Genomic DNA, 25,270 nt, shown 5'->3' with positions numbered 1-25,270 from the left:
TGTGCCCGGGTATTCCGGGTCACGACGTGCAGGTTTTCCCTGCACGCTTCATTGGTTGGCCTTTTAGGCCTGATTGTCAAACCGTCTGAAGCGGCCTTGGCAAAAAATCAGCGCGTCCCCCTCCCGGAACGCAGCTGAGCGCACGCGGCCCAGAACGATCGAATGGTCGCCTGCGTCGTGGATCTGGTGAGTGGTGCATTCAAACCGCGCAAGGCAATCGCCCAGCAGCGGCACACCGTCGGCATTATGTGTCACATCAAGCCCGCCAAAGGCTTGCCCGGACTTGGCAAAGCCCATCGCAATCTCTTCGTGCTCGGTCCCCATGACATGGATCGCAAAATGCTTGGCGGCGATGAAATGCGCATAGCGGCTTGATGATTTCGCTGGGCACCACAACACCAGGGGCGGATCCATGGAGACGCTGGAAAAGGAATTCGCGGTCATGCCGATGGGACCCGTCGGCGTCTGCGCGGTGACCACTGTGACCCCGGTGCCAAACTGCCCGAGGGCCGAGCGAAACTGTCTCTGCGTATCCGGGCCCGGCGCAAAGCTGTTCAACCGGGCCATTGTCCGTGTTCCATCCGCCATCATGGCACCTCCTGACCGTTTGCGGCCTCGTAGAGTTCGAACCACGTCTGGCGGTCCATCTCGACCTTGAACGCATCGCTGAAACCGGCAATGCGCGACAGGGTGTTGGTCCCCATTACCGGCAGGATGCCCGCCGGATGCGCTAGCAACCACGCCACGGCGACGGCGGCGCGATCGACGCCCTGTGCCTGCGCGACCGCGCCCATCTTCTGCGCCACTGCGCTGTCCTCTGTCATCAGGCTGCCGCCGCCAAGCGGTGACCAGGCCATGGGGCTGATGTGATGCTGCTGCAGATGCGCCAGATCGCCGTTGGTGAAACAGTCGCGCGCGGCGAGGCTGATCTCGATTTGGTTGGTGACCAGCGGGTTGGTCATCGCCGATTGCAGCAGGTCCCAGTCCCATGGGCGGAAGTTAGACACCCCCGCCGCTTTGATCTTGCCGCTCTGGATCAGTGCATCCAGCGCGCCGCCTGTTTCCGCGGCATCCATCATCGGATCAGGGCGGTGGATCAGCAGCAGGTCGATCTGCTCGATCCCCATGTAGGCCAGCGAGGCCTCGACACTGGCCTGAATATGGGCTGCCGATGTGTCGTAGTATTTGACCCGGCGGTCGGCATACTTGCCGATGGGTGCGACGATGTCGCATTTCGTCACAATCTCCAGCTCATCACGCAGGCCGGGGCTTTCCTTGAGGGCCGCGCCCAGTACCTCTTCGGCCGCGTAGCCGCCATAGATATCGGCCTGGTCCATCGTGGTGATGCCCTGCGCAAGGCAGGCGTCGATCTTGGCGCGCACATGCGCGGGCGAGATGTCATCGTCATCGGCCAAGCGCCACATGCCATAGACAATGCGGCTGAAATCGACGGTGTCTGAAAGGGTAACACGGTCCATCAGCGACGTTCTCCGGCGGCAAGAGGGGTAAGCGGCGCGCTCTGCGGCACGCGGCCATAGGCCTCGGGCAGAGAACAGGTTTTGAGATGCGGCATGACCAGACGGCCAAAATGCTCGGCTTCGTCGATGTGGGGATAGCCCGAGAAGATAAACGCGCGGATGCCCATCTTCTGATAGGCTTCGATCTCCGAGAGCACCTGATCGGCAGAGCCCACCAGCGCAGCCCCACAGCCCGAGCGTGCCCGACCCACACCGGTCCACAGATGCGGCTCCACATAGCCGAACTCATCGGCAATATCGCGGTTCTTCGACTGGTGAGACACGCCCAGCGAGGTGGCATCGAGCGCCCGTTCGCGGATCTTGCGCCCGTATTCATCGTCCAGTTTCGACACGATATAATCGGCGTATTCCTTGGCCTCGGCCTCGGTATCCCGCACGATCATATGCACGCGCAAACCATAGTCCAGCGTCCGGCCCTTCTCGGCGGCGCGCGCGTGCACCGCCTGCATCCGGCCCGTGATGGCGTCTTTGGGCTCGGGCCACATCAGGTAAACGTCGCAATGCTCCGCACAGAGATCGAGCGCCGCCGGAGAGTAGCCGCCGAAATACAACAGTGGCCCGCCGGTCTGATAGGGCTTCACAGGATCGGTGGTCAGGCCGGTGAAATTGTAGACCTCCCCGGCGTGGTCGATCTCATCCCGGGTCCAGGCCTGTTTGAGAATCTCCACCACTTCGCGGGATCGCTGATAGCGATAGTTGCTATCCGCCTTCTCGCCCGGGAAATCCGAGCTGATGATGTTCACCGTCAGCCGCCCCTCCAGCATGTGATCGAGCGTCGCGATGGTGCGCGCCAGCATGATGGGCTGCATCTCGCCGCAGCGCACGGCGGCCAGCAGGTTGATTTTAGACGTGATCGGCGCGCAGCCCGCCACGAAACTCAACGTGTCCTGCCCCACCTGATATGACGACGGACAAAGAATGTTGCGGAAACCCTGCGCCTCGGCCGTCTTCACAATGTCCGAACAGTGTGCCCAGCTTGAGCGCAGATCACCCTCCGGCACCCCCAGAAACTGGTAGTCATCCGAGCACAGCGCGGAAAACCACGAGACTTCGGCCGCATCCAGATCGGCGGAGGTGACGGGCACAACGGTCATAAATTTCCCTTTGTCAGGTAGCGGTGATTTCTGTCTTGAATAGCACCCTCAATATAGTAGATCAATGGTGTATCAATTTTTGATGTCGATACGGCCCGAGAGAATGACGCACCCACCCTCCCGCAGCACCGCGCTGCCAAAATACATCCAACTGACCGAATTGCTGATCCGCGACATCGACGCGGGCCGGTTGCTTGATGGCGAACGCCTGCCGCCCGAACGCGAGATGGCCGTGGCGCTGGGTGCCTCCATCGGCACCTTGCGCAAAGCACTGGCGGAGCTGGACAGAAAGGGGCTGCTGGATCGTGTGCAAGGGTCCGGCAACTACGTGCGCAAACCGCGCAAACCCATGGGCGTCTACGCTATGTTCCGGCTGGAGCTGCTGTCGGGCGGCGGCCTGCCGACGGCGGACGTGCTGCAGGTCGACGCCATGCACAAGCCGCAGGATTTGCCTGCGTTTGGCGATAGCCTTCGGGCCACGCGCATCCGCCGCAGGCGGTACCTCAATGACGTAGCAATCGCCGTGGAGGAAATCTGGCTCGACGCCAGCGCAGGCGTGCTGACACCTCAGATGCTGGGTGATTCCCTCTATCAGACCTACCTGTCAGAGCTGAATTTCTGGATCACCCGCGCCGAAGACCGGGTGAGCATCAGCGCCCTGCCCGCCTGGACACCGGACGGGTTTGGCCCGGCAGGCGCGCCCTGCGGCTACATCGAACGCTTTAGTTGGGCCGCGGACGCGTACCCTATTGAGTTTTCCCGCACATGGTTCGATACGGACAAATCCGTCTACGTACAGCGGTTGAAGTAAGGAAGAAAAATGGGACAGACCACGCGCTATGGCATGATCGGGTGCGGCATGATGGGCCAGGAGCATCTGAAAAACATAGCCCTTCTGCCGGACACGGCAGTCACGGTGATTTACGAACCGGACGCAACCATGCGCGCCATCGCCGCCGACCTCGCGCCGCACGCCCGTTTTGCCGGGACATTGGACGATCTGCTGGCCGACAGCGCGCTCGACTGTCTGGTGGTCACCAGTCCGAACCACTGCCACGCCGATCAGATGGCAGAGATTGCGGCGCGCAACCAGCTGCCCCTGCTGGTCGAAAAGCCTCTGCTGACCGATCCTGCTGACATCCCGCGCCTCAAGGAGATCGCGGCGACCTACCCCGCGCCGATCTGGGTTGCTATGGAATACCGGTATATGCCGCCTATTGCCGCCCTGCTCGACGATGTCGAAACCGTCACCGGCGGCATCAGGATGCTGAGCATCCGCGAACATCGCTTCCCCTTCCTGCAGAAAGTCGGCAACTGGAACCGGTTCAACCATCAGACCGGCGGCACCTTTGTCGAGAAATGCTGTCATTTCTTCGACCTGATGCACCTTATGATCGGCAGTGACCCGATCAGGGTCATGGCCAGCGCCAGCCAATCCGTGAACCACCTTGAAGAAACCTATGACGGGGCCACGCCGGACATCCTCGACAATGGGTTCGTGATCGTCGATTTCACCTGCGGCGCCCGTGCGATGCTGGAGCTGTGCATGTTTGCCGAAGGCGCACGCTATCAGGAAACCATCGCGGCGATAGGCCCATCCGGAAAGATAGAAGCCTTCGTGCCCGGCCCCACCCGGTTCTGGCCGGATGACCTTGGCCCCGCGCCCACGCCGATCCTTGAAATCAGCCCACGCGCACCCAAACATCCCGAAACGCGTGCTGTTCCAGTCGACCCGGCACTGCTGGCGGCAGGCGACCACAACGGATCCACCTTTTATCAGCATCAGCGGTTTCTGGATGTGGTCCGGGGCGTGTCGCACACGCCGGATGTCACCTTTGAAGATGGCCTCCGCGCCGTGGAACTGGGCATGGCGGCCCAACAGTCAGCGCAGACCGGCATGGCTGTCGAATTATAACCCGGGTCGGCTAAGGGGAAATCAATTGCACGCCCGGAATGCGTTCGATAGCGAAAACATCCTCGTCGTAGGTCTGGGTCATTTCGGCCACCAGTTCTTCTGTCCAACCGGGCATGTCCAACTCTTCCTCTATGGCCTCTTCGATTGCGAACTTGTCCAGAAACGCCACCATGACGCGACGCTTCTGAATTTCGGTCATGGTCGGATGTTTTTCGAGATAGGCCAGAAAACGGGTCATGCCTTCGGGTGCCATAATCTCGCTTAGGAGATCATACTCCCCTTCTACAGCGTCGCAGTGATCCATCCCCCCCATCTCGCGGAGAATCTCTGGCCAGATCAGCGGGGCATCTTCATTGCACCACACCGTGATCGATATCTTTGGCACCGCTTCCCGTATCCGCAGCAGCGTATCCGACCACCGTACCGCGCGTGGATCCACCCCGCCCATAAAATCCGCAAGGCCCTCTTTCGAAGATCGCCGATAGGCTTCTGGCAAAAAGGTCGCAGGGTTGCGCAGCCCCATGAAGAGCTCGATCTGGTCAGTTTCAAATATCTGGGCCATCTGAACCATTCGTTTCGACGCCTTCGGGTAGATCAACCCCCGCCGTACGGCCAGGCGGCCGGGGCCAAAAAATCGCCCATTCGACATGACAACGCGCTCGGCGGTTGCGTTGTCCAATATGGCGTCCAGCAGGATTTCCCGTGCGTTCTCAGCCGGTTCACTGATGTCCATGGCGTCCATAGTGTCGCGCAGCAATCTACGATATTTGCCAGGTCCCGGGACAACCACACCGCGCGTTCCGAAAGCTTCCTTGTTTTTCAAAAGACACTTCATGAGTCGCTCTTCTTCAGTGAAGTGTGCGCCCGTGTGAAAAACCAGTTGCATAAAGCTCCGCGCGATTGCATTTGCGTGGTGTCAAACTAGCTTGGGAAACGTTGGGGTTCAAACGCAAACAAAGGCGCATTTCCCCTCTTGCGCGACGCGCTCAAACTGACTAAACGACCGCGCAGTGCCCTTATAGCTCAGCTGGTAGAGCAACTGATTTGTAATCAGTAGGTCCGCGGTTCGAGTCCGTGTGGGGGCACCATTTCACTATATCGTAAAGTCCAGTGACATCCATTTAAGCCTTTTATATAAGGGGCTTCATGAAAGTTTTTGTCCAATCACGTTTCTTGCCGTCCAATACAATACCCCCAGAAAAGGGGTTATATTGGGGGTATCGGCAAAACGCTAAGATCGCGATACCCCCAAAATGCCTTTGAGCGACGCGAGGATTCGGAACCTGAAAGCCCGCGCCAAACAGTACAAGGTCGCTGATTTTGACAGTCTCTATGTTCTGGTAAAATCGAACAGTTCAAAGCTCTAGCAGATGAAGTACCGCTTGGACGGACGCGAAAAAACGCTGTCAATTGGCGCTTATCCTGCGGTGTCTTTGCAGAAAGCCAGAAAGGTGCGGGACGCAGCGCGTTCCATGATTGCCAATGGCGAAGATCCTTCTGAAGACAAACAGGAACAAAAGAGACTGAGGCGTGAAGCAAGCGGACAGACTTTCGAGAAAATCGGGGGCATGTTTCTCGACAAGCAGCGCAAAGAAGGAAAGTCCAAAGCCACGCTCGACAAGACCGCTTATCATCTGAAGCTGGCCAATCGCGACTTCGGCAAGAAACCGATTACCGCGATAACAGCTCCAATGATCTTACGCACGTTGCGAAAGGTTGAAGCGAAGGGCAATTACGAGACAGCGCACCGTTTGCGCGCTCGTATCGGCTCGGTGTTTCGCTATGCTGTTGCTAGTGGCCTTGCCGAAACAGACCCAACCCATGCTTTGCGCGATGCACTGATCCGCCCCACCCGCCAGCATCGCGCTGCAATCACGGACCCCGCCGCATTTGGCGCGTTGCTACGTGAGTTAGATGTCTTCGATGGCCAAGTGACAACGCGCATCGCGCTTCAGCTTTTGGCTCTTCTCGCACAGCGGCCCGGAGAGTTGCGGCACGCGAAGGGGAGCGAATTTGACGAAACAGAAAGAGTGTGGGCAATCCCCGCTGGCAAGATGAAAATGCGGCGCGACCACTTCGTACCCCTTGCGGGTCAAGCTATGAAATTGCTGGACGAGTTGCGCCCCCTCACCGGCGAAAGCGAGTATCTTTTCCCGTCCCTGCGTTCATGGCAACGCCCCATGAGCGAAAACACCATGAACGCCGCGCTTCGCCGAATGGGGTACTCCGGAGACGAAATGACTGCGCACGGTTTTCGCGCCACCTTCTCAACATTGGCCAATGAAAGCGGCCTCTGGAACCCCGACGCAATCGAACGCACTTTGGCACATGAGGAACGCAACGAAGTGCGCAGGGCGTATGCTCGAGGCGCACATTGGGACGAGCGGGTTAGACTTTCAAACTGGTGGGTTGGATATGTTGATGAACTAAGGGCAAGTTGATCCGACATTGATTAACGGCACATGAATTATGGACAAATCAGAACAAGTTGCTCACTATCTCAGAATACTCACGCAAATTGGCGGAGGTCTGGTCATTGGCCCGAACGAACCGGAAATCCCGCCAATGGGTGATGAATACAAAATGCAGATGTCACGCATGTTTGCAAAACGCGACGAATTGTCGAAGCAGATCCGCACCGGACTATCACAGTTTCCGCCGGAGCAACTTGAGCAGTCTTTTGGTTCCGACGGAAAGACCCTATCGGAAGACGCAAAGCAATTCGTTGCAAGATACCGAAGAGAGGTCGAGGCGACGTTTGGTCGACTGAAGCCGTTGTATTCAGCGCCGCTCGTTCGCACAAAGCAATTGGCGGATTTCGAACACTGGGCAAGGTTCAGAGAAACCACCTGAGGACTGGAAGCCGGAGTAGGGTTATTTCCTTAGGAAATAGAGAGATTAATTCATTTAAAATCATAAGTTTATAACTGTTTCCGAGCGGTGAAACCTGTTTCCCCCCTGACTTCAAACTTTGATCCAGAACCTGATCACATCACCTCACACAAGGGATGATCGGAATGGATAATACAGTATTTCCCCAGACCGGCCTCGTACGCCTTTCCCAGATTTTAGCACCTGCCGGCCCCATATGCTCATTGAAAACGTAGATGAACTGTCCAAATCAGTGATTGGAGCATTGATGAATAAATTGTTGGGCAATCATTTCACAGAGGATCGGCACCATCCAGTGATTGAAAAGTTGCGCAGGTTTAGTCCGAGGATCGAAATCCGTGGCCACCAATCCCAAACACTTCAAAGCGTTCTGAATTCTGGTGGCAGCTTACACGGGGATAAAGCTGGTGACGAACAAAGTGCAAGAAGAAGATTTTGGCGACGATGCCCATGCCGTCACGATTGCTCACGAAGTAAACATGAAAATTACTGGTAAACCCCAAGGCAATGTAGCCATAGATTTCATACGGGCACGGATTCAAGAGTTTCAGGGCCATGGTCTCGAAAACGCAAAAGTCGTAGTTGAAGATTTAAGCGGCCGGATCAAAACGTCTCCTCTTGATCTTAACCTTGAAGATATTGCCGGCAATTTTTTCATATTGCAGCACCTTCGCAGCGGATTTGAGCAACCTCTAAATGTTTGTGAGCCCACCATCCGGGCTGACGTAGTAGAAAAGATGAGAGAAGCGTTGCCTGTGTGATGCGATTTATTATTCCTTCGGAATTTTAACTACCTTAGGATTGAGCACGGCTACTACTGGCAATTTCATATCTTGCTACCGATGGCTTTTTCGGCGGTAATTGTAGGCCTGATTTTTGGTTTCGGATTGAACCTAGATATCTACGGCGATCAGGGGCAAATAGCGCGATTTTCACAGCTTCTAGCACTTCTCGCCCCCTTTTTCATCGCTTCTGCGCTCCATCAGTCGGGCCATCGTTGCATCTCTGATGACCCCCTTGCGAACCGACGGAAACAGATTCGTGAAATCCTGATCTAGGTCCCAAAAGGATTGTGGCGGAAACTTCCAGTCAAATCTGCAACTGAAAACCTCGCACCGGAAAACCAGTTCGGCGGAATCAACAATAAAACAACGCACGGCGCGGTTAGATCACGGTTACAATAGAAGGCCGAAAACGGGCGGGTGTCCGACAACTATTGCTACAGAAGCATAAAAGCAAACTCGCCAAAAGTCAGAGTGTAGAACAGAAAAACGGAGAACATTCTTAGGTGAAACACGGTAATACTTTAGTTGGTGAGCATTTTTCTCTTAGCGGCCGATTCTCTGCCGACTGCAGCGCTTCTAACCTAGAGGTCGACACGGTTCGTGGGCAGTGCAGTTCTGAGTATTTAAGGCAATTTGACCGGGGGCTGTGCGCCGTGATCTCAAGATTCAGGGTCATTCCTTTGATCAATGCGCGCGCCTCAGAACACCGGTAAGCCGAAGGGCCACGTTTGTCCAGAAAACCAGATTTATGAGGGCAATCGGTCCTGCACTCAAATCAACAGGAGATTTGTATGTTTACTTTAATTTACCATAATGATTACGCCACTGCATTACCACCAGAAGATTTATCCGGGCAAAACGAAGGCGTCAGCGTTACAAATGCTGTTCACTGGCCTGTGGGGTCCTTTGAAGATGCAGGCTTTTACCAATTCAACGGTGTCAATGCTCAAATTTCCATTCCTTTCTCCAACCTCTGGCGGGACCTGACGTTTCTCAGAATTGATTGTGAAATCTGGATTGACACACATGGGAAGCGGCATAATGTCGTTGAGGGCTTTTTGTCCTTCGCTCTATATGTACGGTCAAGCGGTGTACTATCGGCGACGATATATAGTCTTGTAGATGACACGAGTTTCAAAGACACTATTGCACCGCTACCGAGCACACCAGTAGCTCCGGGTGCGGACGTGCAGGGCTCGACCACTTTTACGGCGAACCTACCGGGCACTGATCCGGAAGATCCGGATATCGGTGGCGGCCAAACTATTCCTCCCGGCAAAAAATTTGGTTGGATTGGTGTCAACAGTGACGCGGAAAATGCACCTGACGGCGTGCGGCGGCTTGTGCCGACCGGAGAGTGGGTGAAGGTCAGCTTTATTCGCGGCGCGGATGGTTTCAGCCTGCTTATGAATGGCGAGACAGTTGGCCGTCGGCCTGATCGAGAGGCACTCGTTCGGTCGGTTCAGGGACCTGGGGTTACAATAGGGTCGTGGCCGAATTCAAACGCCTACACTCTCGCTGGTCGCATCCGGTCTATCTCGATCTGGAAGTATGATCATCAGCTGCGATTCAACAACTTCATCTGCGGAGTAACAGATGCAAAGGAAAAACTATATCTCCAGTTGCTCTACGCAAAGCTCCAGCAGCGGCTGCGCGACCCCGAAACGCGGGAAACCTTGTTGAACATCCTGCGCTGCATTCGCCAAGCAGAACAGGCTTTTGTGACCACAGTCCGCAACAGCAGTAAAGATGCGAGGCTCAAGGCGGACGGAGTTTTTAGAAAGTATACAGAAATCTGGTGTGCGGGGGACAGTGGCTCTGAGCAGATGGCACTGCTCTTGGATGAATGGAACGAGTGGATGTTGTCAGAGTTTGCCGAGGAGTTCTTTGAATATCAATGCACTGTATTACGGTGCCTCGCCCCGTTCAGAGAAATTGGAATTTGTTCTGACGTAGCTGAATTCAGTCAGATTGAGGGGGCGCTCTCACGTTTCTCGCGACTCGCGCGCCAATCCTACTTAACCGCCGTTCAATCCTACCCCTGCCGTCCCGGCGCACATGCCAGCGCTCCGGATTATGCACCCTACGAGGATAATCGAGGAGAAAAGAGATGACACTGACCCTTGATCAAAGAACCCAGCTTATGCTGGCTTACGAACCGCGGCTCGTTATGTTCGAGAGAGATGCTGCCATGCCACCGCTTTCGTTCGAGACTTTTCTGAGCGAATCTGGATTGTGGTCATCTATCGCCCTGCCCTCACAGTTCAGCACAGACGACAGGCGCTTGAAATGGGGTTTGCCAAAAACCGCAGCCACCTTTCCACGTACCGTCGATGTTGCAGCGGGAGAATTCGATTTCGACCCCGGTACGTTCACCGATAACTTCAGAATAGGAATTGGTGACAATAATGCTCTGATCCCGAGCAAGTTCTTCTTCCTGTCGACAGGCGCCTGGGATCCGGATGGCACGCCGCAGCTGCCAGGGGTGCTGGATGAAGGTGTGATATCACAAAATACGCCTGTCATATCCGCCAATTTCCCGGCTCTGCGGGCACGCTTCGGGACAACCGCGAATAACTCAGATGCCATTGTGCCGGATGTAGGCCCGGCGCTCCATCGGTACTCTGCCGAAGTCCTTGAATTCAAGGAAGCCTTTCTGGGTGTCGACGGTGAGATTTTTTTCAGCAACAATCTAAGCGACCTCGGTTTCAACCCCGTTCTCATTTTCTACTATTACTTGTTTCCAACGCACGAAGAACTACTCAGCTCAGCAGAGGCTGCGGCTACTTTGGCGACCACCCGGATGGATGATGGTGTCACGACAATCGATGAAATCATCGAAGACTACCTTGAATTCCTCAAAGACGTTTTGCCGCAGCAGGATCCGGTCGAGGTTCCGCCGGGAGGATCCATCGATATCAGTCAAACAGAAGGCCCTGTTTATGGTCAAATGACCAAATCTTATGCTGGGGACATGCAGTGTGTCTGCGTCGCAGTGCCAACTCTTGCCCAGACTGCGGATGGTGCTCGAATCCTTCCGGAGGAAAGCGACCTTCCCCAGCCGGTCGTCGTGGGCTTTGGCAGGCGTTTGCGATCATTGCGCGACGAAATCGATCTCGGTCACGGGCTGACTTCGCGCAGCCAACAGCAAATCATTGCCACAAAGCAATTTGAGAGTGTGGGACGGCGGCCGACTGTTTATGTCGCAGCGGGCACTCATAACTTCTATGCTTCGTCCGGGGAGAACGGTATCTGGCCCTTGAACGTGAACGAAAGAGGCTTCCCCATTCCAACAGTGTCACCCGAGGATGTTCCAGAACAGAACTTCGACGATCGCAGGGATTGGGCGGTTTTGACGTCGTTGTTAAAGTTTGCGACCATGGATCCGTTTTCGGCACTCTTTTCTAGCATTCAGGAGTCCGGTGCGGAGGGTTTTGATTCCTCCGGCACCGGAACCAGCGATGCTCAGCCGGGAAGCGAAACAGTGGACGTGGTCCCAGTGGCACCTGACGCGCAGGGTACTGTTGTCATCAAGACCAGAGACGCACCGGAGCCGGCCGAAGGTGTCCGTTTCTGGCGCCAGGGGATTGACGCGTCCGATCTACCTGCCGTAGAGCGATCTGATGTGGTGCAGGCCAATCAGGCGTGGTGGCCGCACCGGCCAGACGTCGTGGAAGCAGCTTCGCTTGGTTACGCTGGACGATGGGGCGTCGAGTGTGTCAATGACCCCTTTGACGCGCGCAGTGGTGAGCGTTTCCCGGACTTTCAGTGGGCGATGCTTAGCGGGCTCAACCAGATCTTGGCTTGATGTTTTTTCCGGTGAAACGCCACTGCTTGCGATAGCTCGAAACCGCTGCAAAACCTGAACACCGCTTTGATCCCGTGCGATCGAAGAGATTTGTCTGTTAAAAGCTTCGAGTAATTCTGTGACCCTGGGTGATGGCTTTCCATGTTGGGCTCGTTCACAGCTTCCTCTTAGAGACACCTTCAGATTTGCACATGCATTGCTCCAAAACTCTGGAACCAGAGGAAAGCACGTTTTCATCACAAATTCGGTGCAAGTATGAGTTTAGACGGAACGCAATCGCCTAAAGAGCAGCACGTAGACCTCGATACCCAGCTTTCACAATCCGGAGTTCATACTCAGTGGAATGGCAGCCCATTTGAGCATGCTTTGACCGATCTCGCCGTCCTTTAAAATGTGCAGCCTTCGGAAATCCGCTACAGCTAGAAATAAACTCTGCTCTGCACCATTGGTCAGATATTCTGCACAATTGGTCAGATATAGTGAAGCGGCATAATGGCTTCCACCAAGCTGTCCCAACGGCTATCCAGAGCACAAGATCGAAACAGTTCAGATCAGCAACTCATCGCAAAACAGAATGTTCTCTCCAATGACTATATCGTTCTGGTCAACATTATTGAGTAAAGGGATTTTATCGTTGTCAACCGACAAAACCGTCACTTGTGCCAATTGAACAAATGCCAGCTCGGCTTTGGCAGAGAAGCCGACCAAATGAAACTGGTCCTGTTGAGGGTCGAAATCCGTAATAAAATCAATACCGGTTTCGCCGAACACAAAGACAAACGAATCTTACCCTAAGCCACCATGCATCTCATCAAAACCGTCACTACCTGACAGTACATCATTGCCACGGCCGCCCTTGAGAGTGTCATCGCCATCTTCGCCAAGCAACGTGTCATCGCCTCGGCCGCCGTTCATCAGATCATCATCCCCACCGCCGCTCAGTAGATAATCTCCGCCACCACCGCTCAGATTATCATCGCCCAGACCGCCAAAAAAAGAAAATCAAACCCGCGATTGCCCTCCAGCATATCGTCACCACGACCGACTTTGATCGTGTCATCCCCGGTACCACCGAGGAGCCTATCGTCATCACGCCCCCCCGACAGATCGTCGTCACCCGAACCCCCTTCGATCAGGTCGTTGCCTCGTCCGCCGTTTGCCGTATCGTCACCAGCGCCGGCCAGAAGCCCATCGTTGTCGCGGCCCCCGAACATCAGATCGTCGCCCTCTCCGCCTTCCAGCGTGTCCTCATCCCGGCCTCCCCGCAGCTCATCATCGCCGTCTTCGCCCAGCAGAAGGTCGTTGCCGCGACCGCCCTGCACGCTATCATCACCAGCACCCGCTATGGTGAGCCCGCCTTCGGCCCTCGTTTTGATTTCATCATCACCGCCACGGGAAAAAAGGGCGTCCCAGCGTATCTCGGCATTTGCAGCGACCTCTCTGCAGACCTGCAGCCCGTTCAGGTTTCCGTCCTTAATGTGGATGCCACCGTAAAGACGGGAAATGCCCACCTCCTCTGCCGCTTCGGTGAGCGTCTCCCACTGCAGCACGACGGGGGGGGTCCGCCGCAAACGTTTCAAAGGCCAGTTCACTCGTTTCATAGCGGCCCAGCAGATCAATCCCATCTACACCATCCAGATCGTAGTTGCTCAGAGAAGTGCCGTCATAATAGGTGTCCGAGCCAACGAAACTGGCAATCGTCTTTGCTGCCGCCATGGAGAATGTCGAGTGGCCTGAGACATATTAAGGGAACGGCGGCGTGACGAAAGTCACGTTCTGATAAGGCTGCCATTCCTGTCCAAGGATTTTTTGGGTTCTCTGGTTGACGCCGCCCCATGCTTCAGTGGTCTGGTCATAGAAAAGGTCGCGGATTGCGGACGGACGTAGTCATAAACGCACTTGGTCTCCCAAGTCGCAATGCCAGCGTCGAAAACAGCAGCATTCAACGCGAAGAACATCTTTGCGTCGTCGTCAATGCCATGGCCTTCGCGCACCGCGATATCCTGCGCGATCTGGTTCCAGTGCCCAGGAGGCGATTCTGTGCGCGGACCGTCAGCCCAAAGCTCGGCCACGACCATTTGTTCGTTCGTCAGTTCGGTTGAAGACTGAACGACCTCCGCGATCTGATCTCGGTAGGCCTGATCATTTGTGGTGACTTTGCCGGTCTCGTCCACATAGGTGGAAAATTCGCCCAGTTGGGGTGGCGCTTCAGGACGAAACTGGTCGTTCGAGGCAAGCGCAAAACTGTCTACCGACCCCCAGTGCGGTGTCAATGCAACTTGATCCGCATAGCTTGCTGGATCGTTGTTATCGATGACTGGAACGCCGTTCGCATCGGTCACTGTTCCCGTCGGAACGCGTAGTGGCTGCCACAGGTTGGGGTCGAAATCGGCTCCACCCGGCGCACCCGCCGAGCCGGGCTCTGCAGTGTTGACCGGCGTGTAACCGCTTGTGTCGGCAAAATCGTTTTCTGCGTTCGATCCGTCATTCTCTCGGGCCGCAAAAACGTTCTGCGTGGCGAGCCTGCCCAGTCCCGCAGCTGTGTCCGGATCCGCTGACAGATTTGCAGGATCATACCCCTGTGACGTGAGAAATGCGTCGAAAAGCTCAGCCTGCCCGGGGAAGAGTTTAACCAGCGCCGTGTGAGCGGCAAAACTCACGGCCTCAGTCTTGTTGGCATCGGTGTTGGCCAATGCGGTCTCGATCTCCGAGTAATGCCCGTACGCCTCATCCACCAAAGCGGCCCATGCATCGTAAATTGTCGAACTCGCAAGATGCAGCTGATATGTCGTTTCGGTGGGTTTCGCACTGCCTTCGCGAATAGCTTCGAGCGTCACTCCATTCCATTAGGCGACAATAGACTGTTCGTGGCTCAATATCGTAAAATCTCCAAAAAAAATCAGTTTTCAAAAATAATTCGACGTACATCAAAAAACCTGTACGCCTGCATAAGAACAACCGAAGTTGCGGGCGTTCCCTACTGATGCCGTACCATGCGTGCCCTGCTTTGAAAGACAGGTAGGAACCTGCGGTTTTGCTGGCAACCTGTTGCACGGGTTCTGGCTAGGGTGCCGCAGGAAAACTGGAATACGTTCAGCTACCTGCCGGGACATTTGTACCTTTGTCACCGAACATTCTCCTTCTCTCTCATGCAACGCCACTGCGTGCGGGGATTCGCCGAAGCCTGTTTTGGAGTATATCGTCTGGTGCTTTAATCGGCGCGTTGACTTATCGTTGATTCTCTCAGCAGCAGTGCCTGCCTTGGGGTAACTATATGAAGAAATGGGCTTTCACTCCGTCAGAAAACCGTCTTGAAACCGGCAATGAAATTGCAACCGTCACCGGCAAGGCATCTTCTGTTTTAAAGTATCTTCTTGAGAACGAGGGCCGGGTCGTGTCCCGGGATGAGATCCTCAAGGCGATCTGGCGGGATGTGCATGTGACGCCCGACATCGTTCGCGAATACATCTTCGATTTGCGGCAGGCGCTTGGGGATAGCGCCTCAAACCCCCGCTATATCGAAACTGTCAGAGGCAAGGGTTTTAGGTTGCTGGGTGGCGTAGAGGTTCAGCGCCGCAAGCCAGACCTGCCAAACGCCATGCGTCGCGCGCGCATCGCCGTGCTGCGCCCCTTGTGTCTGGAAGGTGGCGAACGCTGGCAGCGGTTTGCTGATGGCATGGCGGACGAGCTGATCACGGATCTGGCGCGGTTCAGTGATCTTGCTGTTGTGGCACGGGTTTCGTCGTTCGGCGCGGATACGTCGAAATCCATTCTTGACGTGGTCGAACAACTGGATTGTGACTATGTTCTCGAAAGCAGCCTATCCGCCTGGCCGGATGGGTTGAAAGCGCAATTCCAACTTATTGACGGGCGCGATGGGCTGCATGCCTGGGCCGACACGATTGAACGGCCCATAGGCTCCATGCCTCAACTTTCAGGCGAGATAGCGCTTTCTGTTGCCAATCAATTGGGCGGCATGTCTGGTGCGATCATCCGGTCCGAGCAGCGTTATGCTGTGCGGCGTCCGATGTCAGCACTCACGGCTTACGAAAATTACGTAATGGCCTGCCAGTTGGAGGAGCGTTACGATCAAGCGTCCATGCGCAAGGGGTTGGCCCATGCGGAGCGGGCAATCGAAATCGATCCCGAGTTTGCGCGGGGGCATCTTGTCAGAGCTTTCTTCTGTGAGCGAGGGGAAGCCGTATCTTCAGAGCGAACCCGCGATGAGTGGATCGCGGAAACGCAGGCCTCGGCGGAACGTGCGATGACGATTGATACAAGGGATCCGCTCATTCTATCGATCTGTGCACGGTCGTTTGCGAGCACGGGCCGCGTTGCGGAAGCACGCAATGCCGTCATTCGTGCCGCAGACTTCGCGCAGAATGAGTCCCAAGCGGCCCTTGAGACGGCCTCTGCCCTGACCCTGGTCGCTGGCGAATACGATCTGGCCGATCACCTGCTGGAGACAGCCTTCGCACTGTGTCCTATGCCCCCAGCCTACTATGCGTTTGCAAAGGGCCGGAACCTGCTCTTCTCAGGCCGCTACCAAGAGGCAGAGGCGGTTGCAGAGACCGGCCCGGACTACGAATCCACCTATGTCATTGGTTGCCTTGCGCAAAGCCTGCAAAACAAAGCCGCCGAAGCCCGGCGGACGCACGAAATTCTTATGTCGAAATACCCCCACTTTAGCTTTGCGCGCTACCCAGAGACATTTGGCATAGTGGCCGAGACGACTCTCGATACCTACCGCGATGCGGTCGCTCGGCTGGCACTGGACTGAACGACGACGTTCCGCCTCTTTTCGACTAACGCTCGGAATTGTTTCTATCCATCAGAACAACCCGCCCGTTCCACAGCAACAGCAGGTCCGCCCAAAGCCATAAGAAAAAACAAAGGATTATGATCGCCGACAGGATCACCTCTTGCGGTGCATCTCCACCCCGCACGATCGTCACCGCAAGCGCAATGATTGACGGCACTCGGCTGGCTAAAACTGTGCTTCGGAAAACGCGCTCAGCCAAGCCTTGCCGCGGCAGGTCGAATGTCGGCAGAACGGCGGAACCAAGCTTACCACCTGCCAAAAGTAGTCCGGCAAAAAGCGCAATCGCCGCATCGCCCAACCAGACCAAAGCCACGGTCAGCGCAACCGCCGCAATGCCTGAAACCAGGTCACCCAACTGGATCAGGCGCGGATCGGGTCCACCACGCCTCTGCCAGGAGCGATGATATAATTCCCCTGAGATCAGAAAGATCAGCATGGATCCCGTCAGCCAAACCGAAGCGGGGCTCCCAATCAAATTTTCGCGGATCGCGACACTCACGTTGGATTGGCCCCAAACTCCACCAATTTGCACGATAACTCCTGACAGCAATGCCAGAAGGTTGCCGATATTGTAGAGCGCACCGGGTCCTCTGCAGCGCCGCTTGAACCATGAAGGAGGTGTTGTCTTCGAACGTTTTCTGGCCGTGGCACAACGATCGTTGTGCCGTCGGCCCTGAGACGTGACCAAGATAACATGATGATTTTCATCCAACTGGCTGCCCTCCGGAAAATTCTATGCAAATACTGCGCAGCGCCTGAACACGGAGCGCCGGGTGCATAGTCTAAAGAGAAGGGTCGGGTGTTTTCGATGACTCTTTGTTGATTCTGGTTTTGATGTTAAGACACTGCTTAGTGTGGCGATACCAAGCGGAAATCCATGGACGGCAATTTTTGTTTCTTGATGCTCGTTAAGAAACGGTCTTTCTTTCCAACTGAAACTCTCAGCAGATATTTTTTGCGTCGCCTGAAACGCACAATGCGCAGTTTTTCAGTGATCCCAACCTCTTCATCCTTTCCCCTCTGGCTGGTCCAACAGAGCTTCGAGAGATTTCATCACGCGTTCGGCCGGCGGCTTCTCTTTTTCCAGCGCATCGATGCGTTCTGCAATATTGCTGCGTTATTGCCACAGGGGCCGATGCATTCAGCACCGAAGAACTCGCAGGTGCGTTGATCGTGCTGGCCGAGACAACGGATACTGCAAAAAGGGAGGCCCGGGCAAAACGCGGGGCCGCGTTCTTTCAACGCCGGTCGCGGCGATCCCAGAAAACGGCTGACCGCAACGCGGAAAGCACTCTGGCGCAACCGATCGGCACGCAACCGGCATCAGGCGACAAAGCCGCGGCGTGATATGTGCAACTGGCGGGTCGAACGCCGCAAACGCACACGACATCTGATCGAACTTGGAGGACTCGTGGTCAAGGCGCGCGTCGTGGACATAACCGAAGACGACCGCGCACTGATCTACGGCGCGTTGCTCTGGATGGCCGACAAACTGCAAAGCGACCAAGGCGATCAAGCGCGGGATGTTTGGGCCGAGAAGGGGAAAAGGGCGTTCGAGTAAGATCAGAAAGGTGACGGGCACTTGGGACGGTAATGCTGAAGAGGTCAGCGGGCTGCGACGTGTTGGGGGCACGTTACCCCGTGCAGAATCTCGCCCAGCGGTCCATCAAAGGCCGCCGCTGATCCAGGAAGTGGGTCTTGCGATAGGTCCGGACCACCTTGCTGTCGGATACGTGGGCCAAGACCATCTCGGCCACCTCATGCGGGGCGTCCGTCTCTTCGGCAAGCCATGTCCGCAGGCTGGACCTGAAACCATGAGGACGGGCCTCAACGCCACTCTAAGGCTGCCATGGGGGTCTTGGGAGAAGAGTATTTTCAGGTTCCCACGAGAGCACGAAAGGGTGCTGCCCTTGTTTCTGAACAAGAAACCATGCTTGCAGAATATGAGAATATCGAAAAGAAGGCCAAACTAAAGGCTGCGGGTCAGGGCGCGCTATCACCTCTTGAACACTGGCGTGAAGCGGTTGCCGAAGTCACGGCCATGAAGGACGCGATAGTTGGGGGCCTCTTCGCAATGCACTGGTTGGAAGTGACGGGGCCAACTGGCGTAGTGTCATCGACACCGGCATTCTAATTGGCGTTGCGTGTGATGCAGAAGATTTGGCTTCCTATTTCAAAGCAGGCGGCTGGACTGTCGGGCTCATCGTGGGAGGCCAGCAGGTGCATCAACCGGCCCCTTCGGCCCTCCGAACCGACGGTTCTACTATGACTTCATCTATGGCTATGGGCACTGCACATGGTCGTTTCGTTCCATCATCTTTGGGAAGCGATGCAATAACATCTCCATCCACACCTTAGAAGGCATTGTCACTCATGTCGGCGGTGGCGGTTTGAAGTGACATCAAATAAAAGGAGTTTGGCATGGCCGTGTCGCGCCAATTCATTCCCACGGACACCAATCCCCTTGGACTCCATGTAAATTGGCAATTTTTACTCCCTAATTGATCAGGGCCGTTCTTCTATTTCGTCGGACCTGCAGTGATCGAAACTATTTTTCCTCTGAGCAGGGTTACACTCGACTGAGCCCTACATCTGCGAATTAACCACCGCATGGGCCAAGACCTAGTAAGGCAAAAGACTAGTCCGCGGTCCCCTCGAAAGCCTTCACCGGAGATGTCCACGACCCTAAGAACGCGCCATCCACCCGTTTCAAACCAGGAGATTAAATCAGTTTCGCTGCAGACTAGGTTAGTTAGCTCGTGTCCCGAACGGTCTGAGTTAAGCTCAGGATAAGAATTATCTCGCAAAGCCGAATCCAGGTCGCCCAGTTTCGTGGAGCAGTTCTCTAGCGATGAGAGGCTTCGGACCCCAGATGCCGAGGGTAACTCACTTTTGTGCTTTCCAAAGACGGAGTTGGAGACATCTTCGGCGAAGAAAGCTTGGACCGCAGAACGATAAGGCACCAAAGTCGCATTGACGCCTTGGGTCGCGGCGATTTCATAAGAATGCTTCGCGCGTGCTTGGTTGGTTAGGGCCAATGCTAAGCCACCGCAGCTCCAAAACAGAAGTGCAATGAGTATTTTTTAACGCCTGTCAAAGCATTGCACCTCTTTCAGATTGATGAGGTAACGCCGCATTCAGGAGTTCAACGAACACACACTTATGCTCCTGTCGAACTCGTTGAAGCCGATTTTCTCATTGTTTGCCGGATATGCTCCATAACATAGCCAATTCCTCCCACCAATCTGCCGTCTACAAAAGCATCGTAACTTACTGGCAATCAGAAAGATGCAATTGCTCTGAGCATTTTGCGGTATGGCTGACAGGCGGGCTTTGGTTTTGATTTCGGGCAGGATGTTTCGAGGTGCTTGGCTAGCCGAAATCTGGCCTTTTTGCTGTTCTTTAAAGGAGCGTCTTGGTTAATATAGATCTGAGAAAAGCGCTTCCCGTGTTTACTACTATCAGTCATCGAAATCCCAGATAGTATGTGTTTGTGTTTCTTCACGAGACTATACTTGGGGTTGAAGAATTCCAACTACTGAATCCCAAATTACGACCCAGATGACAGAGGGGACCCAAAACCCAACCATCATCTGGGCCTTCTCAGCGGCCCGACATGGTCTAGGACCGGCGGATCGGCCACCCCAAGACAGTGGCGGGTAGAAAACCACTCTCATCAAAAGTGACTTTGCGCCAATTTGAAGCTTCGTCTTAAAGACCGTGTGTAAACCGGCGGCGCGATGGAAGGGACGACCGCACTTCATTGAGAATACGCGCTGTACACGCTCGCGGCGTCACCCAGATAATTATCCCAGGCAAACCAATAGGCAATATGTCCGGCGACGCGTGACAGGCGCTCTCCGTCAGGGCTCACCAGCGCGTCCTCTGTCACCTTCCAAATCTGACCGGTTTCATCCGTCAATGCGCCGCCAGATGCTTTGAAACTATGTGCGTTTCGCTCATAGGCGCGCACGGTGCGTCGCGAAACATCTCCAACCAGCAGCAGCGGTGTGTCGGCGATGGCATCGTTGATGACACGCTTTTCTTCAAATGCAGCCAGCGGCCAGGCCCTAGCGGCGCCGAACTGGCGGATGGCAAAGACATAGTCTTTCTGCCGATGCTCTGTCTGGTCGACCAATGCAGGAAACATCAGATCTGAGGAGGCAAAATACTCCCGATACACAACGCCCGAGCCATAGTTGCGGCGATGGCCCGTATTGAGGGACAGCACTTGGGAGTTCGGATGCGAAGATGTCCAATTCTCCCAGGTGGTGATCACCACGGGGCGCTGTTTCAACTCGATATTGCTGTCCACCAGGGGGCCGACCACGGGTTTGCCGGTGAACTGGTTCCACAGCGAATGGGTTTCGCGATCGAACATCAGCTTGTTCGACCGGTAGAGAAACCCCGAAGAGCCAAAGACCAGTGGCTTTGCCCGCCCCGCGACCTGCGTCTCAAACAGAATGCCGGAACCGCACAGGGTGCAATAGGCCAGCGCAACGGGCACCCCGCCAATCACCTCGTTGAACATCTCGTGCCAGCCCATGATCCGCAAAGGATAGGCACGCACGTCCCCGTTGATGGCGACACCAAAGACCAGATCGTCGGGCCTCAGATAGTCGGCACGCGCGGCCGGGATCAGATCCGGGTTGTCGAGCGACGGGATACCGTCCTTGCTGACCCCGCCCCAGGCGATTTCCTCCAGCCTGATCTTCATCCGGTCCCGCGCCAGATACTCTGGGCGTAAAAACACGTCGAAATTCTCATCCACCCCAAGCAGCACTTCGCGTTTGAACGGGATCAACGCCGGATGCGGGACGATCTGCGGGTTGCGCTCCTGCCAGAGCATCCAGTCGAACCAATCGGTGCCATGGGTTTCGCCCGTCAGCGCCTCCATCACCACTGCGATCTCGTCGCGCCGCCGTCTGGAAAACCGCAACCCGGTCAGCAAGGCGGGCACCACATCCGGATTGCCGCGCGTCTTCAGCAGCGCCATGCCATCGGCGAATTCCGAGCTTGTGCCGTAGAGCGTGGATCGAATGGCCTCAAGAACCGGGTCTGCCTGCGCCCAAAGAGCATGCGGCGTGAACGCCCCTGCCCCGATCATCCCTGCAAACCCGCGACGTGTGACTGACATGACATCCTCCAGATAACTTGCCGCACAGTCTGCGCGTTTATCCGTTCACATGCATGAAACACTGTTGTGATCGGGTTGCGATCCTGCCGTAGACCGAACGCAAGGGTCTATTTCATCTGCGCGGCCGGGGTTTTCGGTTGCCGGTTGCGGGCGATATCAAATCGCCCTGCAAGAGCCCCTCACGACAAGCTCAGGGGCGCAATGGGCGCCGGTCCTATCCGCCTTGGGGTCCTTGATGGCCGCGGCAAGGGTCATCCCGGCGCGCCGTCCGATGCGCCGCGCTGGCAGACGTACGGTGGTCAGGCCGGGTTCGAACTCGGACGAGCCTTTGAAATCCCCAATGCCGACAATGGAGATGTCATCCGGTAGCTTGAGCCCTGCTCTGGCTGCCGCATAGATTGCGCCCGTGGCCAGAATGTCATTGCCGCAGATCAGCGCGGTGGGCCGCTTTGCGCTGCTGAAAAGCGCGAAGGCCTGACGCTTGGATTCCGAGACGCTGTAGACGGTGGTGAGCTGCCAGTCTTGCGGCACCGCGACGCCCGCCGCCGCTAATGTATTCAGAATTGCCCTACTGCGGGCCTTGGCACGGTCGTTGCCTGCGCCGGGCGCAAAGAGACACGCCACCTCACGATGACCCAGCGCCAGCACGTGCTGGCTGATCATCTGCCCCGCCAGTTCGTTGTCAGCCCCGATGGAGGGATAAAGGGAGTCTTCCGCGTAATTCCACATCAGGACGGTCGGCACGTCCTGGCTCTCGATCAACTGGAACACGGCCTCGTCATGATCCAGCCCTGTCAGGGCGATGCCATCCACGCGGTGTTCCAGAAACTTCCGCAGGATCGCGTATTCCCGCTGCGGGTCATAGCCATGTGAGGCCAGCAGAATGGTGAACCCCTCTTCCGCAACCGCGTCTGAGAACGCCTGCACAACCTCGGCAAAGATCGTGTGGTCGATGGTCGGCACCAGAACACCGATGGTGCCGGAGCGTATTCCATGGATCGTCTGGGCCGCGCGATTGCGGATATAGCCTTCCTTGCGCACTGCCTTTTCGATCCTGCGCCGAGTCGTGAGTTTCAGAAGTTCGGGGTGATTGAAGTATCGCGACACCGTCGAAGGTGACACACGTGCGGCCTTTGCGACGCTGATAATGTCGGACTTTTTTCCATTTTTATCAGACATCTACGGACCTATGCTGCGCAATTTATGAAAACATTTGCAAAACTATTTTCATCACGTAGCGTAAATGGTCAAGCAGCGTTGCGGGGAGGCAGCGATGGAATTTCTGTTCTACATGGGGGATGTGTTCACGCCGATTAACTTCGGGCTGCTCCTGCTGGGTACCATCGGCGGGCTGATCCTTGGCGCGACGCCGGGTCTGTCGCCCACCATGGCGGTGGCGCTGCTCATTCCCTTCACCTTCCAACTTGACGCGGCACAGGGGCTGATCCTGCTGGGGGCGGCCTATACCTCTACCGTGGCCGGTGGCGCGGTCAGTGCGATCCTGCTGAAAATCCCCGGCGCGCCCGCCAATATCGCCACCACGCTCGACGGGCACACGATGGCGCGCAAGGGCGAAGGCGCCAAGGCGCTGCAGATCAGCTTTCTGGCCTCTGCCGTCGGTGGTGTCTTCGGTGTGCTGCTGCTGATCTTCCTGACGCCTGTTCTAGCGCAATGGGCGCTGGCCTTTGGCCCCAGCCACCTCTTCTGGCTGGCGATCCTCGGGGTTACGGTGATTGGCTCGCTCGACAGTAAATCGGTGGTCAAGGGACTGCTCTCGGGCTGCATCGGTCTTTGGCTTGCCACCATCGGGTTCGACGACATCATGGGCGCGCAGCGGTTCATCTTTCACCCCGCATTGGGCGGCGGGATCAACATCATCGCGGCCCTTATCGGTCTGTTCGCTATTCCGCAGGTCATCACCATGTTCGCCAAAGGCCGTCACAACGATGGCGCCGAGGTAATCAAAGTTCAGAAACACCCCATCGGCGGCGCGATCCGCGAGCTTCTGCGCAACAAGCGCGCCATGGGCATCGGCACCGCGTCGGGCTCGATCATCGGCCTGATCCCCGGTGTCGGCGGCCAGATCGCGGGGCTTGTCGCCTATGATCAGGCCAAGAAATTCAGCCCCGAACGTGACAAATTCGGCACCGGTCACTCCGAAGGCGTGATCGCCGCCGAAAGCGCCAATAACGCCATGGTCGGCCCGTCGCTGGTGCCGCTGCTCACCCTGTCCATTCCCGGCTCCCCCACAGCGGCGGTGTTGCTGGGCGGTTTGCTGATCCACGGTATTTTCCCCGGCACTGATCTCTTTGACAATCATCCGGATGTCGCATGGACTTTCATCAACTCCATGCTGATCGGTCAGGTGCTGATGTGCCTCTTTGGGCTCTACGTCGCCGGTCTTGCCGCGAAGGTCGCGCAGGTGCCGCAATCAGTCATGGCCGCCGTGGTGCTGGGGCTCGCGGTCTTTGGCAGCTATTCGGTGCAATCCTCCATGGGTGACGTCTATGTCATGGCGACCCTGGGGGTGATGATGTATTTCCTCGAACGTTTCGGCTTTTCCGCCGCCCCGCTGGTGCTTGGTTTGATCCTCGGGCCCATTGCCGAGGCGAACTTCATCCAAGGATCCATGATCGCCAATGCCACTGACGGCATGAGCGCCTATTTCCTCGGCGGCGGGCTGAACCTGTTCCTGATCGCCGTGGTCATCGCCTCCATCTTCTATTCCGCCTATATGGAACTGCGGTCGCGCCGCTACACCTCGAAAGAGGAGATCATGGCATGAGCACCTCGTCTCTCCCCCGCCTGCAACATATCATCGGGTCCGGCATCGTGGCCGCCGTCGGCATCTGGGTGGCCTTTGTCAGCTACACCCAACAACCGTCTGAAGCGTTTCTGTTTCCACGCCTGATCTCCTCTGTCTTCGTGGTGCTGGCGCTCTGGACCTTTGCCAAGGCCTGCCTCGGCTGGACCAAGGTGGGGGGCGGCATTTCCGTGCGTCAGTTCACCAACCTGCTGCCCGGTCTGATCATCGCCCTGATCTACATCTTCTGGGCGGCCAAGGGCCTTGGCTTCTACACTGCGACCACCCTCGCCTTTTTCATCCTGCTAAGCCTCTATGATCCCGCACCGCACCACGCGGTCAGATCATGGCTCAGGCGCATCCTCATCACGGCCATCTTCATGGTCGTCATCTACGGCCTCTTCGCAAAACTTCTGACCGTGTACACACCGCGAGAGGTCTTTTTCTGAACCGCAACAGCGGCAGAGCTCATATCC

General features: G+C 56.2%; 25 protein-coding genes and 1 tRNA gene. 15 read left to right on the top strand and 11 right to left on the bottom strand.

Annotated features, from left to right (window positions below):
- Nucleotides 1–63 precede the first annotated feature (63 nt).
- From Q1A52_RS10235 to Q1A52_RS10225, 3 genes are read right to left on the bottom strand one after another with little or no spacing between them, the layout of a single operon-like run.
- Nucleotides 64–588: a flavin reductase family protein gene (locus Q1A52_RS10235; RefSeq protein ID WP_300014409.1), complete on the bottom strand. Its 525-nt coding sequence runs from the start codon at nucleotides 586–588 to the stop codon at nucleotides 64–66.
- Complete coding sequence (locus Q1A52_RS10230; protein WP_300014406.1) at nucleotides 588–1,478, bottom strand: aldo/keto reductase family oxidoreductase; 891 nt, start codon at nucleotides 1,476–1,478, stop codon at nucleotides 588–590. The genes Q1A52_RS10235 and Q1A52_RS10230 overlap by 1 nt, the downstream gene beginning before the upstream one ends.
- A complete protein-coding gene (locus tag Q1A52_RS10225) occupies nucleotides 1,478–2,632 on the bottom strand; it encodes an LLM class flavin-dependent oxidoreductase (protein ID WP_300014404.1) in 1,155 nt (384 codons plus the stop codon). The genes Q1A52_RS10230 and Q1A52_RS10225 overlap by 1 nt, the downstream gene beginning before the upstream one ends.
- Nucleotides 2,633–2,735: 103 nt before the next feature.
- Between Q1A52_RS10225 and Q1A52_RS10220 the strand changes: the two genes are divergently transcribed.
- Nucleotides 2,736–3,443, top strand: coding sequence for a GntR family transcriptional regulator (locus Q1A52_RS10220; RefSeq protein ID WP_300014402.1), 708 nt, complete (start codon nucleotides 2,736–2,738; stop codon nucleotides 3,441–3,443).
- Nucleotides 3,444–3,452: 9 nt separating this feature from the next.
- Nucleotides 3,453–4,547, top strand: a complete 1,095-nt coding sequence (locus Q1A52_RS10215) for a Gfo/Idh/MocA family oxidoreductase (RefSeq protein WP_300014400.1) — start codon at nucleotides 3,453–3,455, stop codon at nucleotides 4,545–4,547.
- Between the two features lie 10 nt (nucleotides 4,548–4,557).
- Here the strand turns inward: Q1A52_RS10215 and Q1A52_RS10210 are convergent, their stop codons facing one another.
- Nucleotides 4,558–5,289, bottom strand: a complete 732-nt coding sequence (locus tag Q1A52_RS10210; RefSeq protein ID WP_367278017.1) for a hypothetical protein — start codon at nucleotides 5,287–5,289, stop codon at nucleotides 4,558–4,560.
- A 270-nt stretch (nucleotides 5,290–5,559) separates the two neighbouring features.
- Here Q1A52_RS10210 and Q1A52_RS10205 point away from each other — a divergent pair.
- The 6 genes from Q1A52_RS10205 to Q1A52_RS10180 all read left to right on the top strand — a co-directional run bounded on the left by Q1A52_RS10205 (nucleotide 5,560) and on the right by Q1A52_RS10180 (nucleotide 12,032).
- Nucleotides 5,560–5,635, top strand: a tRNA-Thr gene (locus Q1A52_RS10205).
- Nucleotides 5,636–5,917: 282 nt separating this feature from the next.
- Nucleotides 5,918–6,988 carry a tyrosine-type recombinase/integrase gene (locus Q1A52_RS10200; protein WP_300014394.1) on the top strand — a complete coding sequence of 357 codons (1,071 nt, stop codon included), beginning with the start codon at nucleotides 5,918–5,920 and terminating at the stop codon, nucleotides 6,986–6,988.
- A 28-nt stretch (nucleotides 6,989–7,016) separates the two neighbouring features.
- The gene (locus Q1A52_RS10195; protein ID WP_300014391.1) at nucleotides 7,017–7,400 is read left to right on the top strand and encodes a hypothetical protein; all 384 of its coding nucleotides are present in this window, start codon (nucleotides 7,017–7,019) and stop codon (nucleotides 7,398–7,400) included.
- Nucleotides 7,401–7,846: 446 nt separating this feature from the next.
- Nucleotides 7,847–8,200 (top strand): hypothetical protein, encoded by a 354-nt coding sequence (locus Q1A52_RS10190; RefSeq protein ID WP_300014388.1) that lies wholly within the window; start codon nucleotides 7,847–7,849, stop codon nucleotides 8,198–8,200.
- 815 nt (nucleotides 8,201–9,015) lie between these two features.
- A complete protein-coding gene (locus Q1A52_RS10185) occupies nucleotides 9,016–10,338 on the top strand; it encodes a hypothetical protein (protein ID WP_300014385.1) in 1,323 nt (440 codons plus the stop codon).
- A complete protein-coding gene (locus Q1A52_RS10180; RefSeq protein ID WP_300014382.1) occupies nucleotides 10,335–12,032 on the top strand; it encodes a hypothetical protein in 1,698 nt (565 codons plus the stop codon). Before Q1A52_RS10185 ends, Q1A52_RS10180 begins: the two co-directional genes overlap by 4 nt.
- 546 nt (nucleotides 12,033–12,578) lie before the next feature.
- On the opposite strand, the gene Q1A52_RS10175 is transcribed toward Q1A52_RS10180, so the two are convergent.
- The 4 genes from Q1A52_RS10175 to Q1A52_RS10160 all read right to left on the bottom strand — a co-directional run bounded on the left by Q1A52_RS10175 (nucleotide 12,579) and on the right by Q1A52_RS10160 (nucleotide 14,869).
- On the bottom strand, nucleotides 12,579–12,803 hold the full coding sequence (locus Q1A52_RS10175; protein ID WP_300014379.1) for a hypothetical protein: 225 nt from the start codon (nucleotides 12,801–12,803) through the stop codon (nucleotides 12,579–12,581).
- 15 nt (nucleotides 12,804–12,818) lie between these two features.
- The gene (locus Q1A52_RS10170; RefSeq protein ID WP_300014376.1) at nucleotides 12,819–12,947 is read right to left on the bottom strand and encodes a hypothetical protein; all 129 of its coding nucleotides are present in this window, start codon (nucleotides 12,945–12,947) and stop codon (nucleotides 12,819–12,821) included.
- Between the two features lie 50 nt (nucleotides 12,948–12,997).
- Nucleotides 12,998–13,633: a hypothetical protein gene (locus Q1A52_RS10165; protein ID WP_300014373.1), complete on the bottom strand. Its 636-nt coding sequence runs from the start codon at nucleotides 13,631–13,633 to the stop codon at nucleotides 12,998–13,000.
- A gap of 168 nt (nucleotides 13,634–13,801) precedes the next feature.
- Nucleotides 13,802–14,869 carry a vanadium-dependent haloperoxidase gene (locus tag Q1A52_RS10160; protein ID WP_300014370.1) on the bottom strand — a complete coding sequence of 356 codons (1,068 nt, stop codon included), beginning with the start codon at nucleotides 14,867–14,869 and terminating at the stop codon, nucleotides 13,802–13,804.
- Between the two features lie 437 nt (nucleotides 14,870–15,306).
- Here Q1A52_RS10160 and Q1A52_RS10155 point away from each other — a divergent pair, with 437 nt between their 5' ends.
- Complete coding sequence (locus Q1A52_RS10155; RefSeq protein ID WP_300014367.1) at nucleotides 15,307–16,812, top strand: winged helix-turn-helix domain-containing protein; 1,506 nt, start codon at nucleotides 15,307–15,309, stop codon at nucleotides 16,810–16,812.
- A 25-nt stretch (nucleotides 16,813–16,837) separates the two neighbouring features.
- Here Q1A52_RS10155 and Q1A52_RS10150 read toward each other — a convergent pair whose 3' ends face one another.
- Nucleotides 16,838–17,566, bottom strand: a complete 729-nt coding sequence (locus Q1A52_RS10150; RefSeq protein WP_300014364.1) for a hypothetical protein — start codon at nucleotides 17,564–17,566, stop codon at nucleotides 16,838–16,840.
- A gap of 165 nt (nucleotides 17,567–17,731) precedes the next feature.
- On the opposite strand from Q1A52_RS10150, the gene Q1A52_RS10145 reads away from it, so the two are divergent.
- The 4 genes from Q1A52_RS10145 to Q1A52_RS10130 all read left to right on the top strand — a co-directional run bounded on the left by Q1A52_RS10145 (nucleotide 17,732) and on the right by Q1A52_RS10130 (nucleotide 18,988).
- Entirely contained in the window at nucleotides 17,732–18,025 is a 294-nt protein-coding gene (locus tag Q1A52_RS10145) for a hypothetical protein (RefSeq protein ID WP_300014361.1), read from the top strand.
- A gap of 2 nt (nucleotides 18,026–18,027) precedes the next feature.
- Nucleotides 18,028–18,201, top strand: a complete 174-nt coding sequence (locus tag Q1A52_RS10140; protein WP_300014358.1) for a hypothetical protein — start codon at nucleotides 18,028–18,030, stop codon at nucleotides 18,199–18,201.
- A gap of 1 nt (nucleotide 18,202) precedes the next feature.
- Nucleotides 18,203–18,415, top strand: a complete 213-nt coding sequence (locus Q1A52_RS10135; RefSeq protein ID WP_300014355.1) for a conjugal transfer protein TraD — start codon at nucleotides 18,203–18,205, stop codon at nucleotides 18,413–18,415.
- Nucleotides 18,416–18,703: 288 nt separating this feature from the next.
- Nucleotides 18,704–18,988 carry a hypothetical protein gene (locus Q1A52_RS10130; protein WP_300014352.1) on the top strand — a complete coding sequence of 95 codons (285 nt, stop codon included), beginning with the start codon at nucleotides 18,704–18,706 and terminating at the stop codon, nucleotides 18,986–18,988.
- A gap of 1,626 nt (nucleotides 18,989–20,614) precedes the next feature.
- Here the strand turns inward: Q1A52_RS10130 and Q1A52_RS10125 are convergent.
- The gene (locus tag Q1A52_RS10125) at nucleotides 20,615–21,991 is read right to left on the bottom strand and encodes a DUF3179 domain-containing protein (protein WP_300014348.1); all 1,377 of its coding nucleotides are present in this window, start codon (nucleotides 21,989–21,991) and stop codon (nucleotides 20,615–20,617) included.
- Between the two features lie 156 nt (nucleotides 21,992–22,147).
- Nucleotides 22,148–23,170, bottom strand: a complete 1,023-nt coding sequence (locus Q1A52_RS10120) for a substrate-binding domain-containing protein (RefSeq protein WP_300014345.1) — start codon at nucleotides 23,168–23,170, stop codon at nucleotides 22,148–22,150.
- A 94-nt stretch (nucleotides 23,171–23,264) separates the two neighbouring features.
- Between Q1A52_RS10120 and Q1A52_RS10115 the strand changes: the two genes are divergently transcribed.
- Both Q1A52_RS10115 and Q1A52_RS10110 read left to right on the top strand, forming a co-directional pair.
- Complete coding sequence (locus Q1A52_RS10115) at nucleotides 23,265–24,776, top strand: tripartite tricarboxylate transporter permease (protein WP_300014342.1); 1,512 nt, start codon at nucleotides 23,265–23,267, stop codon at nucleotides 24,774–24,776.
- Entirely contained in the window at nucleotides 24,773–25,243 is a 471-nt protein-coding gene (locus tag Q1A52_RS10110; protein WP_300014339.1) for a tripartite tricarboxylate transporter TctB family protein, read from the top strand. Before Q1A52_RS10115 ends, Q1A52_RS10110 begins: the two co-directional genes overlap by 4 nt.
- The last annotated feature ends 27 nt before the right edge of the window (nucleotides 25,244–25,270 follow it).

This window comes from uncultured Roseobacter sp. (genome assembly GCF_947488185.1).
Classification (GTDB): domain Bacteria; phylum Pseudomonadota; class Alphaproteobacteria; order Rhodobacterales; family Rhodobacteraceae; genus Roseobacter.
The sequence above is the reverse complement of the archived record's forward strand: the minus strand, read 5'-3'. Positions and strand labels throughout refer to the sequence as shown.

Coding starts and splice junctions, on each gene's coding strand:
- Q1A52_RS10235 (WP_300014409.1), bottom strand. CDS start 588: ATGGCGGATGGAACACGGACAATGGCCCGGTTGAACAGCTTTGCGCCG.
- Q1A52_RS10230 (WP_300014406.1), bottom strand. CDS start 1,478: ATGGACCGTGTTACCCTTTCAGACACCGTCGATTTCAGCCGCATTGTC.
- Q1A52_RS10225 (WP_300014404.1), bottom strand. CDS start 2,632: ATGACCGTTGTGCCCGTCACCTCCGCCGATCTGGATGCGGCCGAAGTC.
- Q1A52_RS10220 (WP_300014402.1), top strand. CDS start 2,736: ATGACGCACCCACCCTCCCGCAGCACCGCGCTGCCAAAATACATCCAA.
- Q1A52_RS10215 (WP_300014400.1), top strand. CDS start 3,453: ATGGGACAGACCACGCGCTATGGCATGATCGGGTGCGGCATGATGGGC.
- Q1A52_RS10210 (WP_367278017.1), bottom strand. CDS start 5,289: ATGGACGCCATGGACATCAGTGAACCGGCTGAGAACGCACGGGAAATC.
- Q1A52_RS10200 (WP_300014394.1), top strand. CDS start 5,918: ATGAAGTACCGCTTGGACGGACGCGAAAAAACGCTGTCAATTGGCGCT.
- Q1A52_RS10195 (WP_300014391.1), top strand. CDS start 7,017: ATGGACAAATCAGAACAAGTTGCTCACTATCTCAGAATACTCACGCAA.
- Q1A52_RS10185 (WP_300014385.1), top strand. CDS start 9,016: ATGTTTACTTTAATTTACCATAATGATTACGCCACTGCATTACCACCA.
- Q1A52_RS10180 (WP_300014382.1), top strand. CDS start 10,335: ATGACACTGACCCTTGATCAAAGAACCCAGCTTATGCTGGCTTACGAA.
- Q1A52_RS10170 (WP_300014376.1), bottom strand. CDS start 12,947: ATGAACGGCGGCCGAGGCGATGACACGTTGCTTGGCGAAGATGGCGAT.
- Q1A52_RS10165 (WP_300014373.1), bottom strand. CDS start 13,633: ATGAAACGAGTGAACTGGCCTTTGAAACGTTTGCGGCGGACCCCCCCC.
- Q1A52_RS10155 (WP_300014367.1), top strand. CDS start 15,307: ATGAAGAAATGGGCTTTCACTCCGTCAGAAAACCGTCTTGAAACCGGC.
- Q1A52_RS10145 (WP_300014361.1), top strand. CDS start 17,732: ATGGACGGCAATTTTTGTTTCTTGATGCTCGTTAAGAAACGGTCTTTC.
- Q1A52_RS10135 (WP_300014355.1), top strand. CDS start 18,203: ATGTGCAACTGGCGGGTCGAACGCCGCAAACGCACACGACATCTGATC.
- Q1A52_RS10130 (WP_300014352.1), top strand. CDS start 18,704: ATGGGGGTCTTGGGAGAAGAGTATTTTCAGGTTCCCACGAGAGCACGA.
- Q1A52_RS10125 (WP_300014348.1), bottom strand. CDS start 21,991: ATGTCAGTCACACGTCGCGGGTTTGCAGGGATGATCGGGGCAGGGGCG.
- Q1A52_RS10120 (WP_300014345.1), bottom strand. CDS start 23,170: ATGTCTGATAAAAATGGAAAAAAGTCCGACATTATCAGCGTCGCAAAG.
- Q1A52_RS10115 (WP_300014342.1), top strand. CDS start 23,265: ATGGAATTTCTGTTCTACATGGGGGATGTGTTCACGCCGATTAACTTC.
- Q1A52_RS10110 (WP_300014339.1), top strand. CDS start 24,773: ATGAGCACCTCGTCTCTCCCCCGCCTGCAACATATCATCGGGTCCGGC.